The organism is Pseudohoeflea suaedae, assembly GCF_004354915.1.
Taxonomy (GTDB): domain Bacteria; phylum Pseudomonadota; class Alphaproteobacteria; order Rhizobiales; family Rhizobiaceae; genus Pseudohoeflea; species Pseudohoeflea suaedae.
Window position 1 is genome coordinate 807,653 of record NZ_SMSI01000001.1, and the last position, 17,871, is coordinate 825,523.

General features: G+C 61.4%; 22 protein-coding genes. 16 read left to right on the forward strand and 6 right to left on the reverse strand.

The features are described from left to right. The first annotated feature begins 25 nt into the window (after positions 1-25). From E2A64_RS03755 to E2A64_RS03790, 8 genes are all read left to right on the forward strand, one after another. On the forward strand, positions 26-913 hold the full coding sequence (locus E2A64_RS03755; RefSeq protein ID WP_133284245.1) for a protein-glutamate O-methyltransferase: 888 nt from the start codon (positions 26-28) through the stop codon (positions 911-913). Next, entirely contained in the window at positions 910-1,959 is a 1,050-nt protein-coding gene (locus tag E2A64_RS03760) for a protein-glutamate methylesterase/protein-glutamine glutaminase (protein ID WP_133283077.1), read from the forward strand. The genes E2A64_RS03755 and E2A64_RS03760 overlap by 4 nt, the downstream gene beginning before the upstream one ends. Beyond that, entirely contained in the window at positions 1,960-2,349 is a 390-nt protein-coding gene (locus E2A64_RS03765; RefSeq protein ID WP_133283078.1) for a response regulator, read from the forward strand. It begins immediately after the preceding gene. Continuing rightward, on the forward strand, positions 2,346-2,906 hold the full coding sequence (gene cheD, locus E2A64_RS03770) for a chemoreceptor glutamine deamidase CheD (protein ID WP_133283079.1): 561 nt from the start codon (positions 2,346-2,348) through the stop codon (positions 2,904-2,906). The genes E2A64_RS03765 and cheD overlap by 4 nt, the downstream gene beginning before the upstream one ends. A gap of 13 nt (positions 2,907-2,919) precedes the next feature. Further along, positions 2,920-3,309, forward strand: coding sequence for a hypothetical protein (locus tag E2A64_RS03775; protein ID WP_133283080.1), 390 nt, complete (start codon positions 2,920-2,922; stop codon positions 3,307-3,309). 109 nt (positions 3,310-3,418) lie between these two features. Then, positions 3,419-5,119 carry a flagellar basal-body MS-ring/collar protein FliF gene (gene fliF, locus E2A64_RS03780; RefSeq protein WP_133283081.1) on the forward strand — a complete coding sequence of 567 codons (1,701 nt, stop codon included), beginning with the start codon at positions 3,419-3,421 and terminating at the stop codon, positions 5,117-5,119. Between the two features lie 302 nt (positions 5,120-5,421). After that, positions 5,422-6,108 (forward strand): transcriptional regulator VisN, encoded by a 687-nt coding sequence (gene visN / locus E2A64_RS03785; RefSeq protein WP_133283082.1) that lies wholly within the window; start codon positions 5,422-5,424, stop codon positions 6,106-6,108. A gap of 9 nt (positions 6,109-6,117) precedes the next feature. Further along, the gene (locus E2A64_RS03790; RefSeq protein WP_133283083.1) at positions 6,118-6,846 is read left to right on the forward strand and encodes a response regulator transcription factor; all 729 of its coding nucleotides are present in this window, start codon (positions 6,118-6,120) and stop codon (positions 6,844-6,846) included. Positions 6,847-6,858: 12 nt separating this feature from the next. On the opposite strand, the gene E2A64_RS03795 is transcribed toward E2A64_RS03790, so the two are convergent. Genes E2A64_RS03795 through motA form a run of 6 tightly spaced genes read right to left on the reverse strand, consistent with a single transcriptional unit; the run spans position 6,859 to position 12,099 of the window. Further along, entirely contained in the window at positions 6,859-7,317 is a 459-nt protein-coding gene (locus E2A64_RS03795) for a hypothetical protein (RefSeq protein WP_133283084.1), read from the reverse strand. Continuing rightward, complete coding sequence (gene flhB, locus E2A64_RS03800; protein WP_133283085.1) at positions 7,314-8,405, reverse strand: flagellar biosynthesis protein FlhB; 1,092 nt, start codon at positions 8,403-8,405, stop codon at positions 7,314-7,316. The genes E2A64_RS03795 and flhB overlap by 4 nt, the downstream gene beginning before the upstream one ends. A gap of 18 nt (positions 8,406-8,423) precedes the next feature. Continuing rightward, positions 8,424-9,461 carry a flagellar motor switch protein FliG gene (locus E2A64_RS03805; RefSeq protein WP_133283086.1) on the reverse strand — a complete coding sequence of 346 codons (1,038 nt, stop codon included), beginning with the start codon at positions 9,459-9,461 and terminating at the stop codon, positions 8,424-8,426. Between the two features lies 1 nt (position 9,462). Then, positions 9,463-10,128: a flagellar motor switch protein FliN gene (gene fliN / locus E2A64_RS03810; RefSeq protein WP_133283087.1), complete on the reverse strand. Its 666-nt coding sequence runs from the start codon at positions 10,126-10,128 to the stop codon at positions 9,463-9,465. A gap of 53 nt (positions 10,129-10,181) precedes the next feature. After that, the gene (locus tag E2A64_RS03815) at positions 10,182-11,219 is read right to left on the reverse strand and encodes a FliM/FliN family flagellar motor switch protein (RefSeq protein ID WP_133283088.1); all 1,038 of its coding nucleotides are present in this window, start codon (positions 11,217-11,219) and stop codon (positions 10,182-10,184) included. 1 nt (position 11,220) lies between these two features. Then, positions 11,221-12,099, reverse strand: a complete 879-nt coding sequence (gene motA / locus E2A64_RS03820; protein WP_133283089.1) for a flagellar motor stator protein MotA — start codon at positions 12,097-12,099, stop codon at positions 11,221-11,223. 199 nt (positions 12,100-12,298) lie between these two features. On the opposite strand from motA, the gene E2A64_RS03825 reads away from it, so the two are divergent. The 8 genes from E2A64_RS03825 (at position 12,299) to flgG (ending at position 17,859) form a co-directional block, all read left to right on the forward strand. After that, entirely contained in the window at positions 12,299-13,081 is a 783-nt protein-coding gene (locus E2A64_RS03825) for a DUF1217 domain-containing protein (protein WP_133283090.1), read from the forward strand. Continuing rightward, the gene (gene flgF, locus E2A64_RS03830) at positions 13,081-13,806 is read left to right on the forward strand and encodes a flagellar basal-body rod protein FlgF (RefSeq protein WP_133283091.1); all 726 of its coding nucleotides are present in this window, start codon (positions 13,081-13,083) and stop codon (positions 13,804-13,806) included. Before E2A64_RS03825 ends, flgF begins: the two co-directional genes overlap by 1 nt. Positions 13,807-13,826: 20 nt before the next feature. Further along, complete coding sequence (gene fliI / locus E2A64_RS03835) at positions 13,827-15,254, forward strand: flagellar protein export ATPase FliI (RefSeq protein WP_133283092.1); 1,428 nt, start codon at positions 13,827-13,829, stop codon at positions 15,252-15,254. A 6-nt stretch (positions 15,255-15,260) separates the two neighbouring features. Then, the gene (locus tag E2A64_RS03840) at positions 15,261-15,824 is read left to right on the forward strand and encodes a flagellar protein (protein WP_133283093.1); all 564 of its coding nucleotides are present in this window, start codon (positions 15,261-15,263) and stop codon (positions 15,822-15,824) included. Positions 15,825-15,910: 86 nt separating this feature from the next. Then, positions 15,911-16,294, forward strand: coding sequence for a flagellar basal body rod protein FlgB (gene flgB / locus E2A64_RS03845; protein ID WP_133283094.1), 384 nt, complete (start codon positions 15,911-15,913; stop codon positions 16,292-16,294). 2 nt (positions 16,295-16,296) lie between these two features. After that, positions 16,297-16,716 carry a flagellar basal body rod protein FlgC gene (gene flgC, locus E2A64_RS03850; protein WP_133283095.1) on the forward strand — a complete coding sequence of 140 codons (420 nt, stop codon included), beginning with the start codon at positions 16,297-16,299 and terminating at the stop codon, positions 16,714-16,716. Then, a complete protein-coding gene (fliE, locus tag E2A64_RS03855) occupies positions 16,716-17,042 on the forward strand; it encodes a flagellar hook-basal body complex protein FliE (protein WP_133283096.1) in 327 nt (108 codons plus the stop codon). Before flgC ends, fliE begins: the two co-directional genes overlap by 1 nt. Before the next feature lie 28 nt (positions 17,043-17,070). After that, entirely contained in the window at positions 17,071-17,859 is a 789-nt protein-coding gene (gene flgG / locus E2A64_RS03860; RefSeq protein ID WP_133283097.1) for a flagellar basal-body rod protein FlgG, read from the forward strand. Positions 17,860-17,871 lie beyond the last annotated feature (12 nt).

The window sequence follows — 17,871 nt, forward strand, 5'->3', positions numbered from 1 at the left end:
GCGACCATCAGGAAAGTCGATGCCGATGAACACCAGTGTGGTTGCCCCTAGCGGGAAACAGGAAGAATGCGTGGTCAGCGGGGAATTCCCGATGACCCGGAAGGATTTGGCGGATATTGCCGCCATGATCCATGCCGATGCCGGGATTTCCCTCAACGACAGCAAGGCGTCGCTCGTCTATTCGCGTTTGTCGAAGCGTCTGCGTCGGCTGGGCTTCGCGGCCTTCAGCGAATACTGCCGTTTCGTCGCCGCTGAAGAGGGGGCGGCCGAACGCCGGGAGATGCTGTCCGCGCTGACGACCAATTTCACCAAGTTCTTCCGAGAGAGCCACCATTTCGATCACCTCGAAAAGACGGTGTTGCCCGAGCTGATAGCGCGCGCCAAGGCCGGTGGCCGGGTCCGTATCTGGTCGGCGGGCTGTTCCGACGGTTCCGAGCCGTACTCGATCGCCCTGACCGTTCTGAAGTCGTTCCCGGACGTCGCCAATCACGACTTCAAGATCCTGGCCACCGATATCGATCCGAAGATCCTGCACAAGGCGCAGAACGGCATCTACGACGAGGCTGCGATCGAAGCCGTCGAACCCGGCATGAGGCACAATTTCTTCAAGCGTTCTGCCGAGGGCGGCTTTGCCGTCGATGCGAAGGTCAAGGCGCTCATCACCTACCGCGAACTCAACCTCATGCAGCCCTGGCCGTTCAAGGGGCCGTTCGATGTCATTTTCTGCCGCAACGTCGTGATCTATTTCGACGAGCCCACGCAGGCCCGCATCTGGACACGCTACGCCGAGATGCTCGCTGTTTCCGGCCATCTCTATATCGGTCATTCCGAGCGTCTCTGGGGCGACGCGAAGGACTGGTTCGACAATGTCGGCATCACCACTTACCGCTATCGGGGAGGAGCGCGGAAATGACGATGGCACGCGTACTTGTTGTTGACGATTCCCCGACCATGCGCGGCCTGATCCGCGGCGTGCTCTCGAGTGATCCGCATATCGAGGTCGTCGGCGAGGCCGGTGACGCGATGGAGGCGCGGGCGGCCATCAAGCAGCTCAATCCCGATGTCGTTACCCTCGATGTCGAGATGCCGAACATGAACGGCCTCGAGTTTCTCGAAAAGATCATGACGCTTCGGCCGATGCCTGTCATCATGGTCTCGACGCTGACCCATCGGGGTGCCGAGGCAACACTTGCCGCGCTCGAGATCGGTGCCTTCGATTGCGTGGGCAAGCCGGTTCCGGGAGACCCCGCGCCCTTCGTCGGGCTGATCGAGACGGTAAAGGCTGCTGCCCGTTCGCAACGCCACAAACACACGGCCGCACCTGCGCCGGTGATGGAGACGCGCACCTCTGCGGCGTTTCAGTATGCTCCTTCGCGCAAGATCATCGCCATCGGCGCATCCACCGGCGGGGTCGAGGCGCTGATCCAGGTCGTGTCGAAGTTTCCGGAAAACTGCCCGCCGACGGTGATCACGCAGCACATGCCCGCAGCCTTCACGAAAAGCTTCGCGCAGCGGCTCGACCGCCTGTGCAAGCCGAAGGTCAAGGAAGCCGAGAACGGCGACAGGCTGGAAATCGGCCGCATCTATCTCGCGCCCGGCGGCGATCATCATCTCGAAGTGAGTAACGCTTCGGCTCCCTCCTGCCGGCTGATCGAAAGCGATCCCGTCAACGGTCATCGTCCGTCGGTCGATGTGCTGTTCGATTCGGTCGCCAGTCTGGCCGGCAGCCGGTCGGTCGGAGTGATTCTCACGGGAATGGGGCGCGACGGCGCGCGCGGACTTCTCAACATGCGGCAAGCCGGTGCAACGACCATCGGTCAGGACGAAAAGACCTGCGTGGTCTACGGAATGCCTCGCGTTGCGTACGAAATGGGTGCGGTCGGGACCCAAGTGCCTCTGAACGATATCGGGGAGGAGATTCTCCGCTCCACCACCACACGCAAGGATAGGGTCGCGTAAATGTCTATTGCAGAAAAAATCAAGGTATTGATCGTAGACGATCAGGTCACAAGCCGTTTGCTTCTCGGCGATGCGCTGCAGCAGCTCGGCTTCAAGCAGATCACGGTCGCGGGTGACGGCGAACAGGGCATGAAGATCATGGCCCAGCAGCCCCATCATCTCGTGATCTCGGATTTCAACATGCCGAAGATGGACGGTCTCGGATTGCTCGAGGCAGTGCGTTCCAATCCGGCAACCAAGCGCGCGGCGTTCATCATGCTGACCGCGCAGGGCGATCGCGCTCTGGTGCAAAAAGCGGCGGCGCTGGGCGCCAACAACGTATTGGCCAAGCCTTTCACCATCCCGAAGATGCAGGCGGCTATCGAAGCCGTGTTTGGAGCGCTCAAGTGATCCATGATCCGTCAACGCGACGAATTCACGTCATACAGGGCGAATACAAGGTTTCCAGCGATCCGGATGTCGTGCTCTGCACCATCCTTGGTTCCTGTGTGGCCGCCTGTATGCGTGACCCCGTCGCAGGGGTTGGCGGGCTGAATCACTTTCTTCTCCCGGGAAGTGTCGGGAGCGGGGCGACGGGCTCTGAGGCCAGTCGCTACGGCGTTCACCTGATGGAGCTTCTGATCAACGGTCTGCTGAAGGCCGGCGCGCGCCGTGACCGGCTGGAAGCCAAGATCATCGGCGGCGCCAAGACCATCGCATCCTTTTCCAACATCGGCGAACAGAATGCGGCCTTCGCCCAGCAGTTCCTGAAGGATGAAGGCATCAAGATTGTCGGGATCAACGTAGGCGGCGACAACGGAAGGAAACTGGAATATTGGCCGGTCAGCGGCCGGGCACGCCAGATTCCACTCACAGGTGCGGAAACGCGGAAGACCGTGGCGGAGGAGCAGTCCGCTCCCAAGCCGGAAGTCCGGAAGTCGGCGGAAACGTCGATCGAATTTTTCTAGAGAGGTTCGTACAATGGCTACTGGAAAGGGAACATCCCAGTTCTCGCACGAGCCCCTTTTCGATGTCATCGGAAGAGTCAGCACCGAGTTGCGGGACGTGGCGAAGCTCATCGAGCAGCTCGAGCCGATGCTGTCGGACGCTCAGTCCGACGAATATCTCGAATCGCCCGAGCACATGCGCCTGTTGCAGGGCATCGATCTCGCGGTTCAGAAGTCCCGGGGGCTCGCCGCATTTCTCGACAGCGTCAGCGACGAGCTGGATGTCAGCCATCTGGTCGACATAACCACCGCGCTCAATCTGGTGACGCTGTCGGACATGAAGATGCGGCTGCGTGCGGCCGTCGACACCAAGCAGTCGGCTGAGACCTATCAGCTGGCCTCGGGCGATCTGGACTTCTTCTGACGCCGGACGGCGGCGAGCAATCTTCGAACACCTTCGCGCAAGTTTCAGCTTCTAGTGTGCCGAAAGGGCATTGGGAGCCTGGAACTCTTACGGGCAGCGTGGGTACAGAATGAATCTGTTCGACCAGCTAACACAAATCGGGAAAAACCTTGCAGGGCTGGGCCAGGCAAGACTGATCGGACTGGGCGCCGTGGGGGCGGCGGCAATCGCGTTGATCGTGGTCGCCGGCATGTTCCTGAACAAACCGACCCGTGAAACGCTCTATATCGGCCTGTCCGGCGAAGATATCGCCCAGATCTCCCAGGTTCTTGCCGAAGCCAACATTGATTTCTCCACCGGCACCGACGGAACGTCCATCACCGTTCCCGCCGGCATGACCGGACGCGCCCGCATGCTGCTTGCCGAGCGCGGCTTGCCGTCTTCCACCACGTCGGGCTACGAACTCTTCGACCAGGTCGGCTCGTTGGGCCTGACCAGCTTCATGCAGGAGGTCACGCGCGTCCGTGCGCTGGAAGGCGAGATCGCGCGCACGATTCAATCGATCAACGGCATCTCCGCCGCCCGCGTCCACATCGTTCTTGCCGACCGTGGCAACTTCCGTCGCGGCGAACAGAAGCCGTCGGCTTCCGTCATGGTGCGCACCAACAATGCGACCGCCAATCGTGCCGCCGATTCAATCCGCCACCTCGTCGCATCGTCCGTACCGGGTCTGACCGTGGATGAAGTTACCGTCCTCGACGCCACCGGCAAGCTGCTTGCTTCGGGCGACGACTTCTCCAATTCCAATCTCAACCGCTCCATGTCGATCGTCCAGCTCGTCCAGAACGAGGTGCAGGACAATATCGATCGCGCGCTCGCGCCCTTCCTCGGCGTCGAGAATTTCCGCACCAGCGTGACGGCTGCCGTCAATACCGACAGCCAGCAGATCCAGGAAACGATCTTCGATCCCGAATCGCGTGTCGAGCGTTCCACGCGCGTCACCCGCGAGAACCAGCAGTCGAACCAGTCGTCCAGTCAGGCGCCCGCAACCGTCGAGCAGAACATTCCCGACCAGGCTCCCGCTGCCAGTGCGGCCGGTCCGAAATCGAGCGATCAGGCCGAGCGCAAGGAAGAACAGACCAACTACGAGATCAACCAGAAGACCATCAATACCGTGCGCAACAGCTATTCGGTCGAAAAGCTTTCCATTGCCGTGGTGGTCAACAAGGCCCGCGTGGCGGGCATGCTCGGCGGTCAGCCCAGCGATGCCCAGATCAACGCCTATATCGCCGAGCTTCGTCAGATCGTCGACACCGCCGCGGGGCTCGATCAGGATCGAGGCGACACCGCTTCCATCACCACGATGGAGTTTCTTGCCAGCGAATTGCTGACGGCCGATACGGCCCAGCCAGGTTTCATGGATGCGCTTCAGGCCCAGATCGGCACGATCATCAACGCGATCGCCTTTGTTGCCGTCGCAGCTTTGCTCGTCTTCTTCGGCTTCCGTCCGCTTCTCGGAACCGCGGTCGGACGCAAGGCGGCAGCCGAGAACGAACTGGACGGCGACGATCTCGGTCTCGAATTGCCGGACTTCAGCCCCGCCGCAATGGGGGCAGAGGGCGGTGCTGGCGGCATGTCGATGGAAGGCTTCGGCGCGGACTTCGGCTTCGACCCGAACGAGGGCGTCGGTGGTTTCGAACTGGAAGAGAACGAGGTTTCCAGTCGCCGGATCAAGGAAGGTCCGGAGCGCAGACTGGCGCGCATGGTCGAGATCAACGAGGAACGCGCGGCCAAGATACTTCGTCAGTGGGCAAGCGCGGACGCCGCCTGAACGTCTGAGCTGCCCCTTTACTGAAATCTGGGGATAACCACAGTATGAGGCGGTTCAGGCGCACTTCCTAATTAGCTGCGCATTTCTGTGACTTGAGTGTTTTTCAGGCCACTCTTAAATTTTTCCACTTGTAAATACCCACATACAAGCGATTTAATTTTTGTAGGATTTCGCGAATCTGCATATACCAGTGGTCAAGGCACGTTATTTTTACGTATCGCGAAAGGGAGGAGATTTCGCAGGCCACTGGCTGATACGGTTGTCTGGATGGACGGAATTTTCCCGCGTTTGTGGCGCGGTGAATGCGGCAAGGGGTGATCATAGTGACGCGCGGGACCTTCCTGGGGTCTTTGTACGAGCTGAGCGACAGCGGATGGCATTCCGGATTGGAATTGATTCGCGATTATGCTGGGGCACGCCATTTTCTGGTGGCGCGGTTTGACCAGTATTCCGATGCCCACATGGATACGATCGTGACGTCCGACTGGCCGTTTGATCTGGTCCGTTCTCTCGGTACCTCCCTCATCAGTTCTCATTCCAGAAGCAGCGAGTTCCGGCGCTGCCTCGGTGCCTTCGAACCGACCTTCCACGATATGCCGGAGGATGTCGTCATCCCGACCGGACTGTCCCGCCGGGTCTGCATCATTCCTTTCAATGCCGGCGAAGCGCGGATGCTGTTGATGCTGCTCTTCGATGACGGACTGTATCTTTCCCAGGACCGGCTTCGCGATTCAGCGGTGGCGATCTCCTATTTCGCAGCAGGATTTCCCGGCGATTGCGGCCGTTCGGACCGCTCGGCCGATCTCACCGAGCGTGAGATCGAGTGCCTGTCGTGGATCGGTGAGGGCAAGACCAGCGACGAGATCGCGCTGATCATCGGCATTTCGCGCAACACGGTGAACAACTACATCACGTCCATCATGAACAAGACTGGCGCACGAACCCGTTCGGAAGCCGTTGCATTCGGTGTGCGAAACCAGATCATTTGAGGGCTTGGCATGGCGGCATTCTCCGAAACCATCGAAACATCTTTCACTGTAACTGAGCCCAGGAAGTTCGGCACGGCATTGTCGGATCTCTATCCCAAGGCGAATGCGCTCCAGCATGCCGCCGATGCTGCTGCATTCGCCGTTCTGTCCGTGAATGCGCAGACGGCGCTGAGCCCGCGCAACCTGACTGTGAGGATGCACAGCGCCGGGGATAAGGACGCTGACGGCCTGCAGGCGCTTCTCAAGGCCCATGGCGAGGTTCTTATTTCGCACCTGTGGAAGTCGCCGATGCCGTTGCATTTCAATGCCGACGGCATCGAGCCCTGTCTGCTCGCCGGACCCGATCACGCAAACAGGCGTCCGCCGAACGGTGCTTTCGGCCTGGCATTCCCCGTCCAGCTCGGCGCCATGGGCAACGGTTACGTCATTCTGTTCGACGTACGGGTGGAGATGAACGTCAATCTTTGCCTCGACCTGCACCGCAAAGCCATCGGCCTCATGCGGGACGCACTCAAGCTCGAGTTCGGCACCCTGACGACCTCGGAGCTTCTGAGCGAGCGTGAGATCGAGTGCCTGCAACTTGTCGGCGACGGTCTCAAGAGCGAAGCGATAGGTGATCGCCTCGGCCTGTCCGTCCATACCGTCAACGCCTATCTCGGCTCGGCAACCTCCAAGCTCGATGCGGTCAACCGCATCCAGGCGATCGCCAAGGCGATCCGCCTTGGCCTGATCAGCTAGACAAGGATTGTCTCAGGCCGCTTCCGGGCGGCTTTCCGCACTCATTGCCTCGGGCAGCGGGCGGTAGGCCGCCGTTGCAAGGGCAGCTTCCAGAAACGCCGTATTGACGTCGGGATCTTCGTCCGGTTGATCAAAGACGATATGGGCGATCTCGACGCCTGCCTTGTCGTGCTCGAGCGTCAGGCGGACATAGATGGTCACGCCGATCGGCCGCAGTTCGAGGTCGAGAACGACTTTCGCAGCCGTATCCCAGTCGAGCTTGTAGTCGCCGCCGATCCCGAGCTTCACGGTGTCCGGCAGATAATAAAGCTCCGCCGCGGTCGCCACGATGTCCGCCAGATTGGCGTAACGCTCGAAGCGAAGCATGGAAATCAGATCCACAACATCGATCATCCGCAATTCGCTCGCAACGGGCCAGATGGCATCGGCTACGATCTTTTCACGGTCCCGGGAGGGGTAGGTTGGCTTCATCTTGGCCCGCTCATACTCATGGGTTTCGACTTCAACTGATAAACGCGGTGCACAAGCTCCGCGACGGCTTTGTAGAACTCCGTGGGAATGAAGTTATCGACCGAGACTTGCGCAAACATGGATCGGGCGAGCGGGGGATCTTCAAAAACAGGAATTCCGTTCTCCTCCGCTATCTGCCTGATTTTCAGGGCAATCAGGTCCTGTCCCTTGGCGACGACCATGGGCGCGCCGTCCTGCCCGGCCACATAGCGCAGTGCGATGGCATAATGGGTCGGGTTCGCGATCACCAGTGTGGCGCGCGGCACCTGGGTCATCATGCGCTTGCGGGCGCGATCGCGGGCGAGGGAGCGTTGGCGCGCCTTCAGGATCGGGTCGCCGTCCGATTGCTTGACCTCGTCCTTGATCTCCTGCTTGGTCATCATCAGGTCGGTATGCCAGGTGTAGCGGGTCCAGAAGACGTCAGCGACGGCGATGACGAGCGTGGCGATCAGGACGACGGTGATGATCTTGATCCCGAGACGTGCCATTTCGGGCGCAATGCCGCGGGGATCTGAAAACATGTCGGCGAGCACGCCGAAATAGTCGCCGCGCAGCACGACGCCGATAATGGCCGAAACCACCAGGATCTTTATCAGCGATTTGCCGAATTCCACCAATCCCTTGGGGCCGAAGATGCGCTTGAAGCCGCCCAGCGGTGAAATGCGCTCCAGTTTCGGCTGAATGCGATCGAGCACCGGGCTCGGCATGTTCTGAAAGACCGATGCCGCCAGGCCGAACACCATGAACAGGGCGAAGGCCGGCAGCAGGACGCCGCCCGCCATCAGGAAGAGCTGCTGGAACAGCGCCATGGCGTCGCCGCCATTGTCCAGCCGGAAGTCGTCGGCCTTGGAAAACACGTCCTTGAGCTGCTCGGACAGCGATCCCGCAGCATCGGGCAGGATGAAGACGGTGTAGAATAGGATGGCGAGCAGAGACGCGAAAATCGGCACCTCGCGGGAGAAGGGCACATTGCCCTTGTCCACCGCGTCGCGGATCTTCTTCTCGGTCGGTTGCTCTGTTTTGGAGTCCTTGTCGGGACTGTCAGCCATGGCCTACCGGCTTGCTGATCAAGCCGCCTCTTGCGTCTGGGCCGTGTTTTCTTCGCGCAGGCTTAGCTGATTCTGACCCGCCAGACGAATGGCTTCCTGAGTGATGGTGCGTCGGGCAACGGCGATCTCGCGCGGATTGATGCCCTGGTCCCCTGCCGCGAGATCCGATTCGATCATGCGGCGCTGGCGTGCGCCGATCGCCGAGAGAATGGCTTCGCTCAGTTCCATCTCCGCTCCGCGAAGAGCCATGGTGATGACTTCGCCCGAAATGTCGTTGAACAGCGTCGAGCGGCTGCGCTGCGGCATGAGGCGGATATCGTCGAAGAGGAAGATGCGTGGACGAACCTTTTCGACATCCTTCTTGCTGACGGTCTCGAGCTGGCCGAGAAGGGTGTCGACTTCCGGCTTCGAGAGTTCGTTCATGATCTCTGCAACCTTCGCGGTACCGGCGGATCCCTTCTCCGCATCGATCGTGGCGACGAGTTCCTCGACCCGGCGCTCGATGATCTCGGCGGCGCGCGGATTGACGTTCTTCATGTTGACGGCGCGGTGCAGGATGGTCGCGCGGACTTCATCGGGCAGCTTCATCAGCGTCTTGCCGGCAAAGGCAGAGGGAAGCATGGAAACGATGTAGGCCGCCGTCTGCGGATGTTCCTTGGCGAGGAAGGCGCCGATCATGTCGGGGTCGCTGTCCTGCAGCCTTTCCCAGATGGTCTGTTCGAATGCCTGGAATTGCGTGCGGCGGCCGAGCAGGCCGTCAACCTCGTCCGGCGTCAGGCCTTCTTCGAGAATGCCTTCCATCGCCTTGGCATTGTCCATCAGGCCGGCGCCTTCGCTGAACAGGTCCTCGAATTCGTTGACGAGTTCGATAAGCTCCTGCGGCGGGATGGTGCGCAGCGCCTGTGCCTTCTTGATGATGGTCTGCAGTTCGTCCTGCTCGAAGAACTTCAGCAGCTTGCCCGCCACCGGCTTGCCCATGGCCAGGAGAACCGCGGCCGCCTTTTCCGGCGGGCTCAGCGGGGCTTCAAGTGCACCGGGGGCGTAGGCTTCCATCATGTCAGTCCTTCTTGGCAGGCGCGCCGTAAACTTCGATCATCCGAACGCCGAAGCGGGTTTCGTCGGTTTCGAGAACGGTAATCTCACCGCGGCCGATAAGCTTGCCGTTGACGGTGATCTCGACGGGTTCGCCGATCTTGCGGTCGAGCGCGATCGTCGCGCCTTCCGAGAGGTCCATCAGCGAGGAAACGGACATGCGGCTGGTCCCGAGGATGATCTGGACGTCGACCGGAATGTCGAGCACCACATCGGCCCGGGTGGCTTCACCCGTGGGGCCGAGCTTCTGCGCGGGGTGAGACGTCTCGGCCGCGCCGAAATCGCCTCCGAATGCATTCGCCCCGCCACCGAAACCTCCGGTGCCGGCACCGAAGTCGCCGCCGAAATCGCCACCGGGGGCCGGGAAGTCGGCTTCGGCGCCGCTATCCTCGAGGCCGAAGGGATCATTCAGGCCGCTGGCCTCCGGCTCGGCGGCAAAATCGCTACCGAAGTCGCTCCCGAAATCCGCCATGTTGGCGCCGCCTGCACTGTCGTCATCCACGATTGGAAGTTCTCCCGCGTCCTTCTTCAACACACCGCGAAGCCCGTCGACCTGCTGGTCGATATCGGTTTCCTCTCCGCGGAGCGGGGAAGTATCGGGGAAATCGTCGAGTGGGTTCTCTTTGGCCATGGCTACTTATCCGATCTCAAGCTTGCCCGGACCCTGCGCTGGGGCAAAACTGTTCAGGTAAAGGCGGCGCGCCAGTTCTCATCAACACCCGTGGGGTCCTCGATGCGAACCATGTAGCGCTGACCGGTCCGCCCCAGGGCGCAATTGTAGATGTCCTTGCCATTTCCCCCCAGAATGACCCGTGCACCGGTCTCCTCGGGGAACGCCAGCACGTCGCCGGGCTGAAGCCGGCTGATGTCGGCCAGGCGCATCTGGTCGAGCGCAATGCGTGCCTCGAGCCTCACATCGGAGCGCACGACACGTTTGCTCAGTCGCTCGCGCCAGTCGCTCTGCGCCTTGGCTTCGTCGTCCTTGATGGTGGCGCGCTTGACCGGCTTCGTCTTGAGAAGCTGCTCCTGAGGCGCGATGAAATAGGCAACGGTCGAGCTGCCCGCGAACTCGATCTCGAAGCCGATGGCCGCGGCGTGACAATCGGGTGCGGGATCATCGATCTCTTCCGGTACCACCGCTGAAGGCGCGTCGACGTTTGCCTTCAGGGGTTCGCCGGCCTGGCTCACAGCCGATGCCACGACGTCGCTCAGATTCTCGAATATCACCAGCGACATGTCGAGCTCGATGGCCGACAAGGGGCGGGTGACGGCCTCGATCGTCTCGGGGTCCGCGCCGCCCAACAGGCACTCGACCAGTCCTATGACCAGTGGCGCGCCACAGAAATAGCTTACCTCATCGGCCCATTTGCGCACATGGCCGGTGCAGTAGACGGAGCCGTCTATGAGTTCCGCCCAGAGTTCGCGACGGCGTCCCATGCGGATCTTGCCGGGGCGGACATCGATTTCGAGACCGGTGGAGAGCTGCAGCATTTCCTCGAGCGCAGGCCCGAGTGCCTGCTGGAACATCACGCCGCGTTCGTGCATCTGGCTTGAAGTGCCGAGCCGGCCGACCATTCGATCCACCAGGCTTGCGGGAAGGGCAGCCGGACGGCGTGGAGCCGCATTGGATGCAGGCCCGACGCTTTCGGAAGCCATTTGCGTCGCGGCTTCCGTCGCTCCGGCGATCGGCTCCTCAACCGTGGTGTCTTCGGTCTCGCTCATGTCAAGCCGCCTTGGCGTCGCTGCCACCGCCCGGGTTCATCATCTCCTGCTCGACCGCATCGATGGAGGGGCGCTCGTAGGCGGAGATGGTCTTGCGGCCATGCTCGAGCGCCACCTGCGGAACCGAGCCGTTCATGTAGGCGATCAGGGTCTGCTTGACGATCGTGTAGAGGCGGTTCTGCTTGGTACGGACCACCTTGATGTTGTTGGCGATCGGCGTGAAGATCGAATAGGACAGGAAGATGCCGAGCATCGTGCCCACGAGCGCCGCGCCGATCTTGCCGCCCAGGACTTCCGGCGATTCATTGATGGCGCCCATTGCCTTGATGACCCCGAGAACGGCCGCCACGATGCCGATGGCCGGGCAGGATTCCGACATCACCGACATGGCGTTGTAGGTCTTGAGCTTGTCGGCCGAGATCGTCTGGATCTCTTCCTCCATCAGCGCCTCGATCTCGTGCGGACGGGCATTGCCGATGATGATCAGACGCACATAATCGCAGATGAATGCGGTCAGTTCCTTGTTTTTCAGTACCGTCGGTGCAGCCTGGAACAGCTCGCTTTCTTCCGGATTGTCGATATGGGCTTCGATCTCGTTACGCGAGCGCGTGCGCAGGTCGCGCATCAGCATGTAGAGGATCGAGAGCGTGTCGAGATATTGCCGCTCTTTCGGGACCGCGTGCTTGAAGGCCTCGCCGAGTGCCTTGCCGGTATCCTTGATGGTCTTGATCGGGTTCGACATGATGAAGCCGCCGATCGCAGCGCCGCCGATGATGACGAGCTCGAAGGGTTGCATGAGGACGTCGAGATGTCCGCCCATCGCCATGTAGCCGCCGAGAATGCAGCCCAGCGTGATCACGAGGCCGATGATGATATTCATGCCAGAGACCGCCTATCCAAATTGCGTCTCTTTGAGTACGTCGCCAGCCTTGTGTGAAGCTGAATCCTACACTCTCGTAACCATAGACTTTAAACGATCAGCCTCGCGCAAGACTTTTGCCTTATTCTGGAACATGCCGACTGTGGGGAGTCCGGCTGCATGAAGTGGCAGCTCCAATTTGGCGGCGGAGGTAAAAGGCGTGACGACGACCTATACGAATTATCGGCTGATCACCGCGGATATAGACCGGTCGATCGAACGGATTTCGCAGCAGCCTCAGGTGCAGCGCGAGACCGAATACTATTTGTCCAGAATCGGCGACATCAAGTCGATCGACGATTTCATGTCCGATGACCGCATCTACACCTACGCGATGAAGGCCTTCGGGCTCGAGGACATGACCTATGCCAAGGCCTTCATGCGCAAGGTGTTGACGGAAGGCATCGACAACGACGACGCTTTCGCCAACCAGCTCTCCGACAACAAGTACAAGGCATTCGCCGAGGCTTTCAACTTCAACCGCTACGGCGAAACCGCCACGGTGTTCACCCGCGCCCAGCAGGGTGCGGTGGACATGTACATGCGCCAGACGCTCGAGGAGGAAGCCGGTACCGACGATACAGGTGTCCGGCTGGCGCTCTACTTCGAACGCAATGCATCCGACTTGACGTCCGCCTTCTCGATCATGGCCGACGAGGCGTTGTACCGCGTGGTGCGAACCGTGCTTGGCCTCTCCGACGCCTTTGCCGCAGGCGACATCGACAAGCAGGCGGCGTATCTCGAGGACAAGCTGGACCTCGGCGATTTTCAGGACCCGGAAAAGCTCGGCACCTTCCTGCAGCGATTCACCATCATGTGGGATCTTGAAAACAGTTCCAGCAGCCTCGGGACGTCCAGCCTCTTGATGTCGTCCTCGTCGGGTTTCGACATTTCGCCCGACCTGATGCTCACGCTCAACAACCTGAAACTCGGAGGCCGCTGATGCAGACCTCGCTCTATGTCGGACTGTCGTCGCAGCTTGCGCTCGAACGCCGGCTGAACACGATCGCCGACAACGTCGCCAATGCCAACACGACCGGCTTCCGGGCGACCGAGATCAAGTTCGACGAAGTGGTGCAGGACCTCGGCGCGGCCGATGTCTCCTATGTCAACGAGGGCAACGAGTTCCTCTCGACCATGAATGGCGGCTTCGCAAAGACCGGCAATCCCTTCGATTTCGCCATTTCCGGAGATGGCTGGTTTCAGCTCGAAACGCCCAATGGCAACGTTCTGACCCGCGACGGAAGGTTCAATCTTTCGCCTGCCGGGGAACTGGTCAACGTCGATGGCTATCCGGTGCTCGACGTCGGTGGCGCCCCCATCCAGCTCAATCCGAACGCGGATGCACCGAAGGTCGGCAAGGATGGCGGTATCTATCAGAACAATGCGCGTGTCGCACAGATCGGCCTCTACACCGCCGACGTGAACGCCGGTTTTGTCCGCGCCGGCTCGCTCGGCATCATCACCGCCGACCAGCCGGAACCGGTTGTCGATCGTACCGATATCGGCGTGACGCAGGGCTTCCTCGAAGAATCCAACGTCAATCCGGTTTCCGAGATGACCCAGCTCATCATGGTCTCTCGCGCGTTCGAGAATTCCTCGATCATGATGCGCGATACCGAGGAAACCCTCAAGGAAGCCATCAAGACGCTCGGTAACGGGCGCTGATGAACCGTTCGGGGGAGGCCATGGGACTTCAGAAGCAGACGCGACTGGAGACGGGAACGGAGTCCTCCTCCGCCTCCGGCCTCGCCACACTCGCATCCCGCATTTCCCATTTCTCCCGCCCCGACAATGCCATCGAGATTTCCGGCAAGGTAACGGCCGCCGCAGCCGGCCGTTACACGATCGCCGGCCTGTCGCGCCACCTGCGCCTGGGCGATCTCGTCGAATTCCGCAGTGGCCCCAAGCGCAGGCTGGCTGAAGTCGTCCGCCTCGATCCTCAGGAGGCGATCGTCTGCCCGATCGAGGGAACCGCGGGCGAGGCGGCAGCCTCCATCGGTGAACGGGTGTGGCGGCGCGGTCCTTTCATGCTGTCGCCCGACGAAAGCTGGTGCGGTCGCACGATCAATGCGCTCGGCGAGCCGGTCGACGGGCTCGGTCCGCTATGCAAGGGCGTGTCCGAACGCCCTCTCGACGCCGCCCCGCCGCAGTCGATGAAGCGCGATCGTGTGACAACTGCCATCCGCACCGGGGTGAAGGTCGTCGATATCTTCGCGCCGCTCTGCCGCGGGCAGCGCATGGGCGTTTTCGCCGGGTCCGGTGTCGGCAAGTCGACGCTCCTGTCCATGTTTGCGCGTGCCGCCGATTTCGACCGTGCGGTCATCGCCCTCGTCGGCGAACGCGGCCGCGAGGTCCGGGAATTCATCGAGGATACTCTCGGCGAGAACATGAAGAAGACGGTCGCAGTCGTGGCGACCAGCGACGAGAGCCCGATGTTGCGCCGGATGGCGCCGCTGACCGCCATGACGATCGCCGAGCACTTCCGCGACAAGGGCGAAAACGTGCTTCTCGTGGTCGATAGCCTGACGCGTTATGCGCATGCGCTGCGCGAGGTCGGCATGGCGTCCGGCGAGCCGCCTGTCGCGCGCGGCTATCCGGCTTCGGTCTTCACCGCGCTTCCCGGCCTTCTCGAACGGGCGGGGCCGGGACAGGAAGGAACGGGGGCCATCACTGCGATCGTTTCCGTGCTTGTGGACGGCGACAATCACAATGACCCGGTAGCCGACGCCGCCCGCGGCATTCTGGACGGGCATCTGGTCCTCGACCGGAGGCTGGCGGACGAGGGGCGTTACCCGCCGGTCAATCCGCTCACCTCGATCTCGCGTCTGGCGCGTAAGGCGTGGAAGGGCGACGAGGAGAAGCTCGCGCTCAGGCTCAAGGCGCTCATTCACAAGTTCGAGGAAACCTCGGACCTCAGACTGATCGGCGGATACCGCGCCGGAACGGACGCCGAGCTGGACATGGCGGTCAAGCAGACGCCGGTGATCTACGAGATACTCAGACAGGGCCCGGACGATCCTCCGAGCCCAGACGCATTCGGGGAACTTGCGGAAGCAATGAAGCAGGCTGCGGGGATAGCGGCCGCTGCGGGGCAAAAGGACAGGAAAGGCTAGGCGGGGATGTCAGACTTGGGGGCAAAGGCCGGGGCCGTGGACGAGGCCGGGCGGCTTTTCGACAGGCGCAGCAGCGGTGACCGCGTGCTCGTTTTCTCGGGCTTCGCGCTGGCTGCGGCGGCCGCGCTCTTTCCATGGTTCGTTTTCTTCAACCAGGACCGTTTCGACATCACCGTCATGCCCTGGGACGAGAACCGCGACCTCCCCGAGAAGCCGGCCATGCAGATCAATTCGATCTCTCCGCTCGCCCTGACCGATGGAGACAGCGGCACCATGTCCGCCGAAAAGCTCTTCGATCCGATCACCACCGCGACGGTCGGCGATGCCGCGGAAGGCGGCGGCCTGACGTCCGATGCCGTCAACGCCTCTCTCGACCAGGATTTTCCAGGCGCGCCGAGCTACCAGCTCCTTCACGTCGCCAACGGCCGCGCGCTCATCGAGGATCGCTCGGGCATGTATCTCATCCAGGTGGGCTCTCCGCTGCCGGACAACTCCATCCTCACGGCGATGGAGGAGCGTGACGGAAAATGGGTCCTCATCACCTCGAATGGCGATGAAGTCGGCGAATAGCCGGACGCGACAGCCGCGGCGGACGAAGCCGCAAGTTACACACAAGCCTAGCTGCATAGTCTGCGCTGTAAGAAGGGGATATCTTCATGCAGCCGATCCAGCTATTCGATCTCGCATCCAAGCAGGCCCACTGGTTGACGGTCCGGCAGACGGTCGTTGCCGGCAACATCGCCAACGCCAACACGCCGAGCTACCAGGCTCGCGACGTGGCTGCTTTCGATGCGGTGTTGCAGGAGACCGGCATGCGGATGGCGGCGACCAGGCCCGGCCACATGACGGAAGACCCGATCCGCAGCTCGGTCAGCCAGAGTTCCCAGATTCAGGACGGTGTCGAGATCCTGCCTTCGGGCAATACGGTGTCGCTGCCGGACGAGATCGCCAAGACCTCCGAGATCAAGCGGCAGTATGAAATCAATGCCGGTCTCGTCAAAAGCTTCCACCGCATGATGCTGATGACGGTGAAGAGCTGAGCATGGTTGATCCTCTCACCCTTTCCTCGAAGATCGCTTCGTCCGGGCTGAAGGCTCAGGAGACGCGCCTTCGCATCGTGTCGGAAAACCTCGCCAATGCCGAATCCACCGGCTCGACGCCGGGGGCCGACGCCTATCGCCGCAAGACGATCTCCTTTTCCTGGGAGCTCGATCGGGCAAGCGGTGCGGCGATGGCTCGCGTCGAGCGTCTCGGCGAGGATCAGTCCGCCTTCGACGTCGAGTTCGATCCGAGCCACCCGGCGGCAGACGCCAACGGCATGGTCAAGCAGCCGAACGTCAACATGCTCATCGAACTCGCCGATATGCGCGAGGCAAACCGAACCTACGAGGCCAACCTGCAGACGATCAAGCAGACGCGGGAACTGGTCTCCATGACACTTGATCTGTTGAGGCCGTCATAATGATTGAACTCGTTGGAGGCGTCGCCGGCCGTGCGATCGGTCAGGCCGTCGAGCAGGCGGTTGGCGCAGGATCTTCCGTCCAGGGCGCAAGTGCCGGACAGGCAGCCGGTCCGAGCTTTTCGGACGTGTTGCAGTCGCTCGGAACGGGCGTGATCGACAATCTCAAGGGCGCGGAAGCGCAGTCCTTCGCAGCCGTGAAGGGCGAGGCCGACACCCGCCAGGTCGTCGATGCGCTGATGAGCGCGGAGCAATCGCTGCAGACGGCCATCGCCATCCGCGACAAGCTGGTAACCGCCTACCTCGAAGTTTCACGAATGCAGATCTGACGTACTCAGAAGCAAGGATAAGAACGCCATGAAGGCATTGGCCATCGCAGCCACAGGCATGAACGCCCAGCAGCTCAATCTCGAGGTGATCGCCAACAACGTGGCGAACATCAACACCACGGGCTTCAAGCGCGCACGCGCCGAATTTACCGATCTTCTCTACCAGGTCGAACGCAGCCAGGGCGTGCCGAACGCCGCCAACCAGGCGATCGTGCCGGAAGGCGCGCATATCGGTCTCGGCGTGAAGGCGGCTTCAGTCCGCAACCTTCACATCCAGGGATCGCTGGTCGGTACATCCAACAAGCTCGATGTCGCCCTCGTCGGTCGCGGCTGGTTTCAGATCGAGGACCCGGCGGGCAACACGGTCTACACCCGCGCCGGCACCTTCAACACCAATGCCGACGGCCAGCTCGTCACCATCGACGGCTACACCGTCGTCCCGGGTATCGTCTTCCCCGACAATGTCACCGAAGTGGAAATCTCCCGCACCGGGCAGGTCTTCGCCCGTCTCGGCGACGACACCGAAATGACCGAGCTCGGTCAGCTCACGCTAGCGAACTTTGTCAACGAAGCCGGCCTCGAGCCGCTGGGCGACAACCTGTTCGCCGAGACGCCGGCATCCGGCCCGGCGATCGTCGGCATTCCGGATGATCCGGGGTATGCCCATATCCAGCAGGGTTATCTGGAAGCCTCCAATGTCGATCCCGTCAAGGAAATCACCGATCTGATTTCCGCCCAGCGTGCTTACGAGATGAACTCCAAGATCATCCAGGCCGCCGACGAAATGGCATCGGTGGTCAGCAAGAACCTGAGGTAAAGGAGCGCGGCG

Bases quoted from the DNA above. Each gene is read 5' to 3' on its own strand.
- E2A64_RS03765 (WP_133283078.1), top strand. From the start codon at position 1,960: ATGTCTATTGCAGAAAAAATCAAGGTATTGATCGTAGACGATCAGGTC.
- flhB (WP_133283085.1), bottom strand. From the start codon at position 8,405: ATGGCTGACAGTCCCGACAAGGACTCCAAAACAGAGCAACCGACCGAG.
- E2A64_RS03790 (WP_133283083.1), top strand. From the start codon at position 6,118: ATGGCGGCATTCTCCGAAACCATCGAAACATCTTTCACTGTAACTGAG.
- E2A64_RS03775 (WP_133283080.1), top strand. From the start codon at position 2,920: ATGGCTACTGGAAAGGGAACATCCCAGTTCTCGCACGAGCCCCTTTTC.
- visN (WP_133283082.1), top strand. From the start codon at position 5,422: ATGCGGCAAGGGGTGATCATAGTGACGCGCGGGACCTTCCTGGGGTCT.
- flgB (WP_133283094.1), top strand. From the start codon at position 15,911: ATGCAGCCGATCCAGCTATTCGATCTCGCATCCAAGCAGGCCCACTGG.
- flgC (WP_133283095.1), top strand. From the start codon at position 16,297: ATGGTTGATCCTCTCACCCTTTCCTCGAAGATCGCTTCGTCCGGGCTG.
- E2A64_RS03755 (WP_133284245.1), top strand. From the start codon at position 26: ATGAACACCAGTGTGGTTGCCCCTAGCGGGAAACAGGAAGAATGCGTG.
- flgF (WP_133283091.1), top strand. From the start codon at position 13,081: ATGCAGACCTCGCTCTATGTCGGACTGTCGTCGCAGCTTGCGCTCGAA.
- E2A64_RS03760 (WP_133283077.1), top strand. From the start codon at position 910: ATGACGATGGCACGCGTACTTGTTGTTGACGATTCCCCGACCATGCGC.
- fliI (WP_133283092.1), top strand. From the start codon at position 13,827: ATGGGACTTCAGAAGCAGACGCGACTGGAGACGGGAACGGAGTCCTCC.
- E2A64_RS03815 (WP_133283088.1), bottom strand. From the start codon at position 11,219: ATGAGCGAGACCGAAGACACCACGGTTGAGGAGCCGATCGCCGGAGCG.
- fliE (WP_133283096.1), top strand. From the start codon at position 16,716: ATGATTGAACTCGTTGGAGGCGTCGCCGGCCGTGCGATCGGTCAGGCC.
- E2A64_RS03795 (WP_133283084.1), bottom strand. From the start codon at position 7,317: ATGAAGCCAACCTACCCCTCCCGGGACCGTGAAAAGATCGTAGCCGAT.
- E2A64_RS03840 (WP_133283093.1), top strand. From the start codon at position 15,261: ATGTCAGACTTGGGGGCAAAGGCCGGGGCCGTGGACGAGGCCGGGCGG.
- E2A64_RS03805 (WP_133283086.1), bottom strand. From the start codon at position 9,461: ATGATGGAAGCCTACGCCCCCGGTGCACTTGAAGCCCCGCTGAGCCCG.
- fliF (WP_133283081.1), top strand. From the start codon at position 3,419: ATGAATCTGTTCGACCAGCTAACACAAATCGGGAAAAACCTTGCAGGG.
- motA (WP_133283089.1), bottom strand. From the start codon at position 12,099: ATGAATATCATCATCGGCCTCGTGATCACGCTGGGCTGCATTCTCGGC.
- flgG (WP_133283097.1), top strand. From the start codon at position 17,071: ATGAAGGCATTGGCCATCGCAGCCACAGGCATGAACGCCCAGCAGCTC.
- fliN (WP_133283087.1), bottom strand. From the start codon at position 10,128: ATGGCCAAAGAGAACCCACTCGACGATTTCCCCGATACTTCCCCGCTC.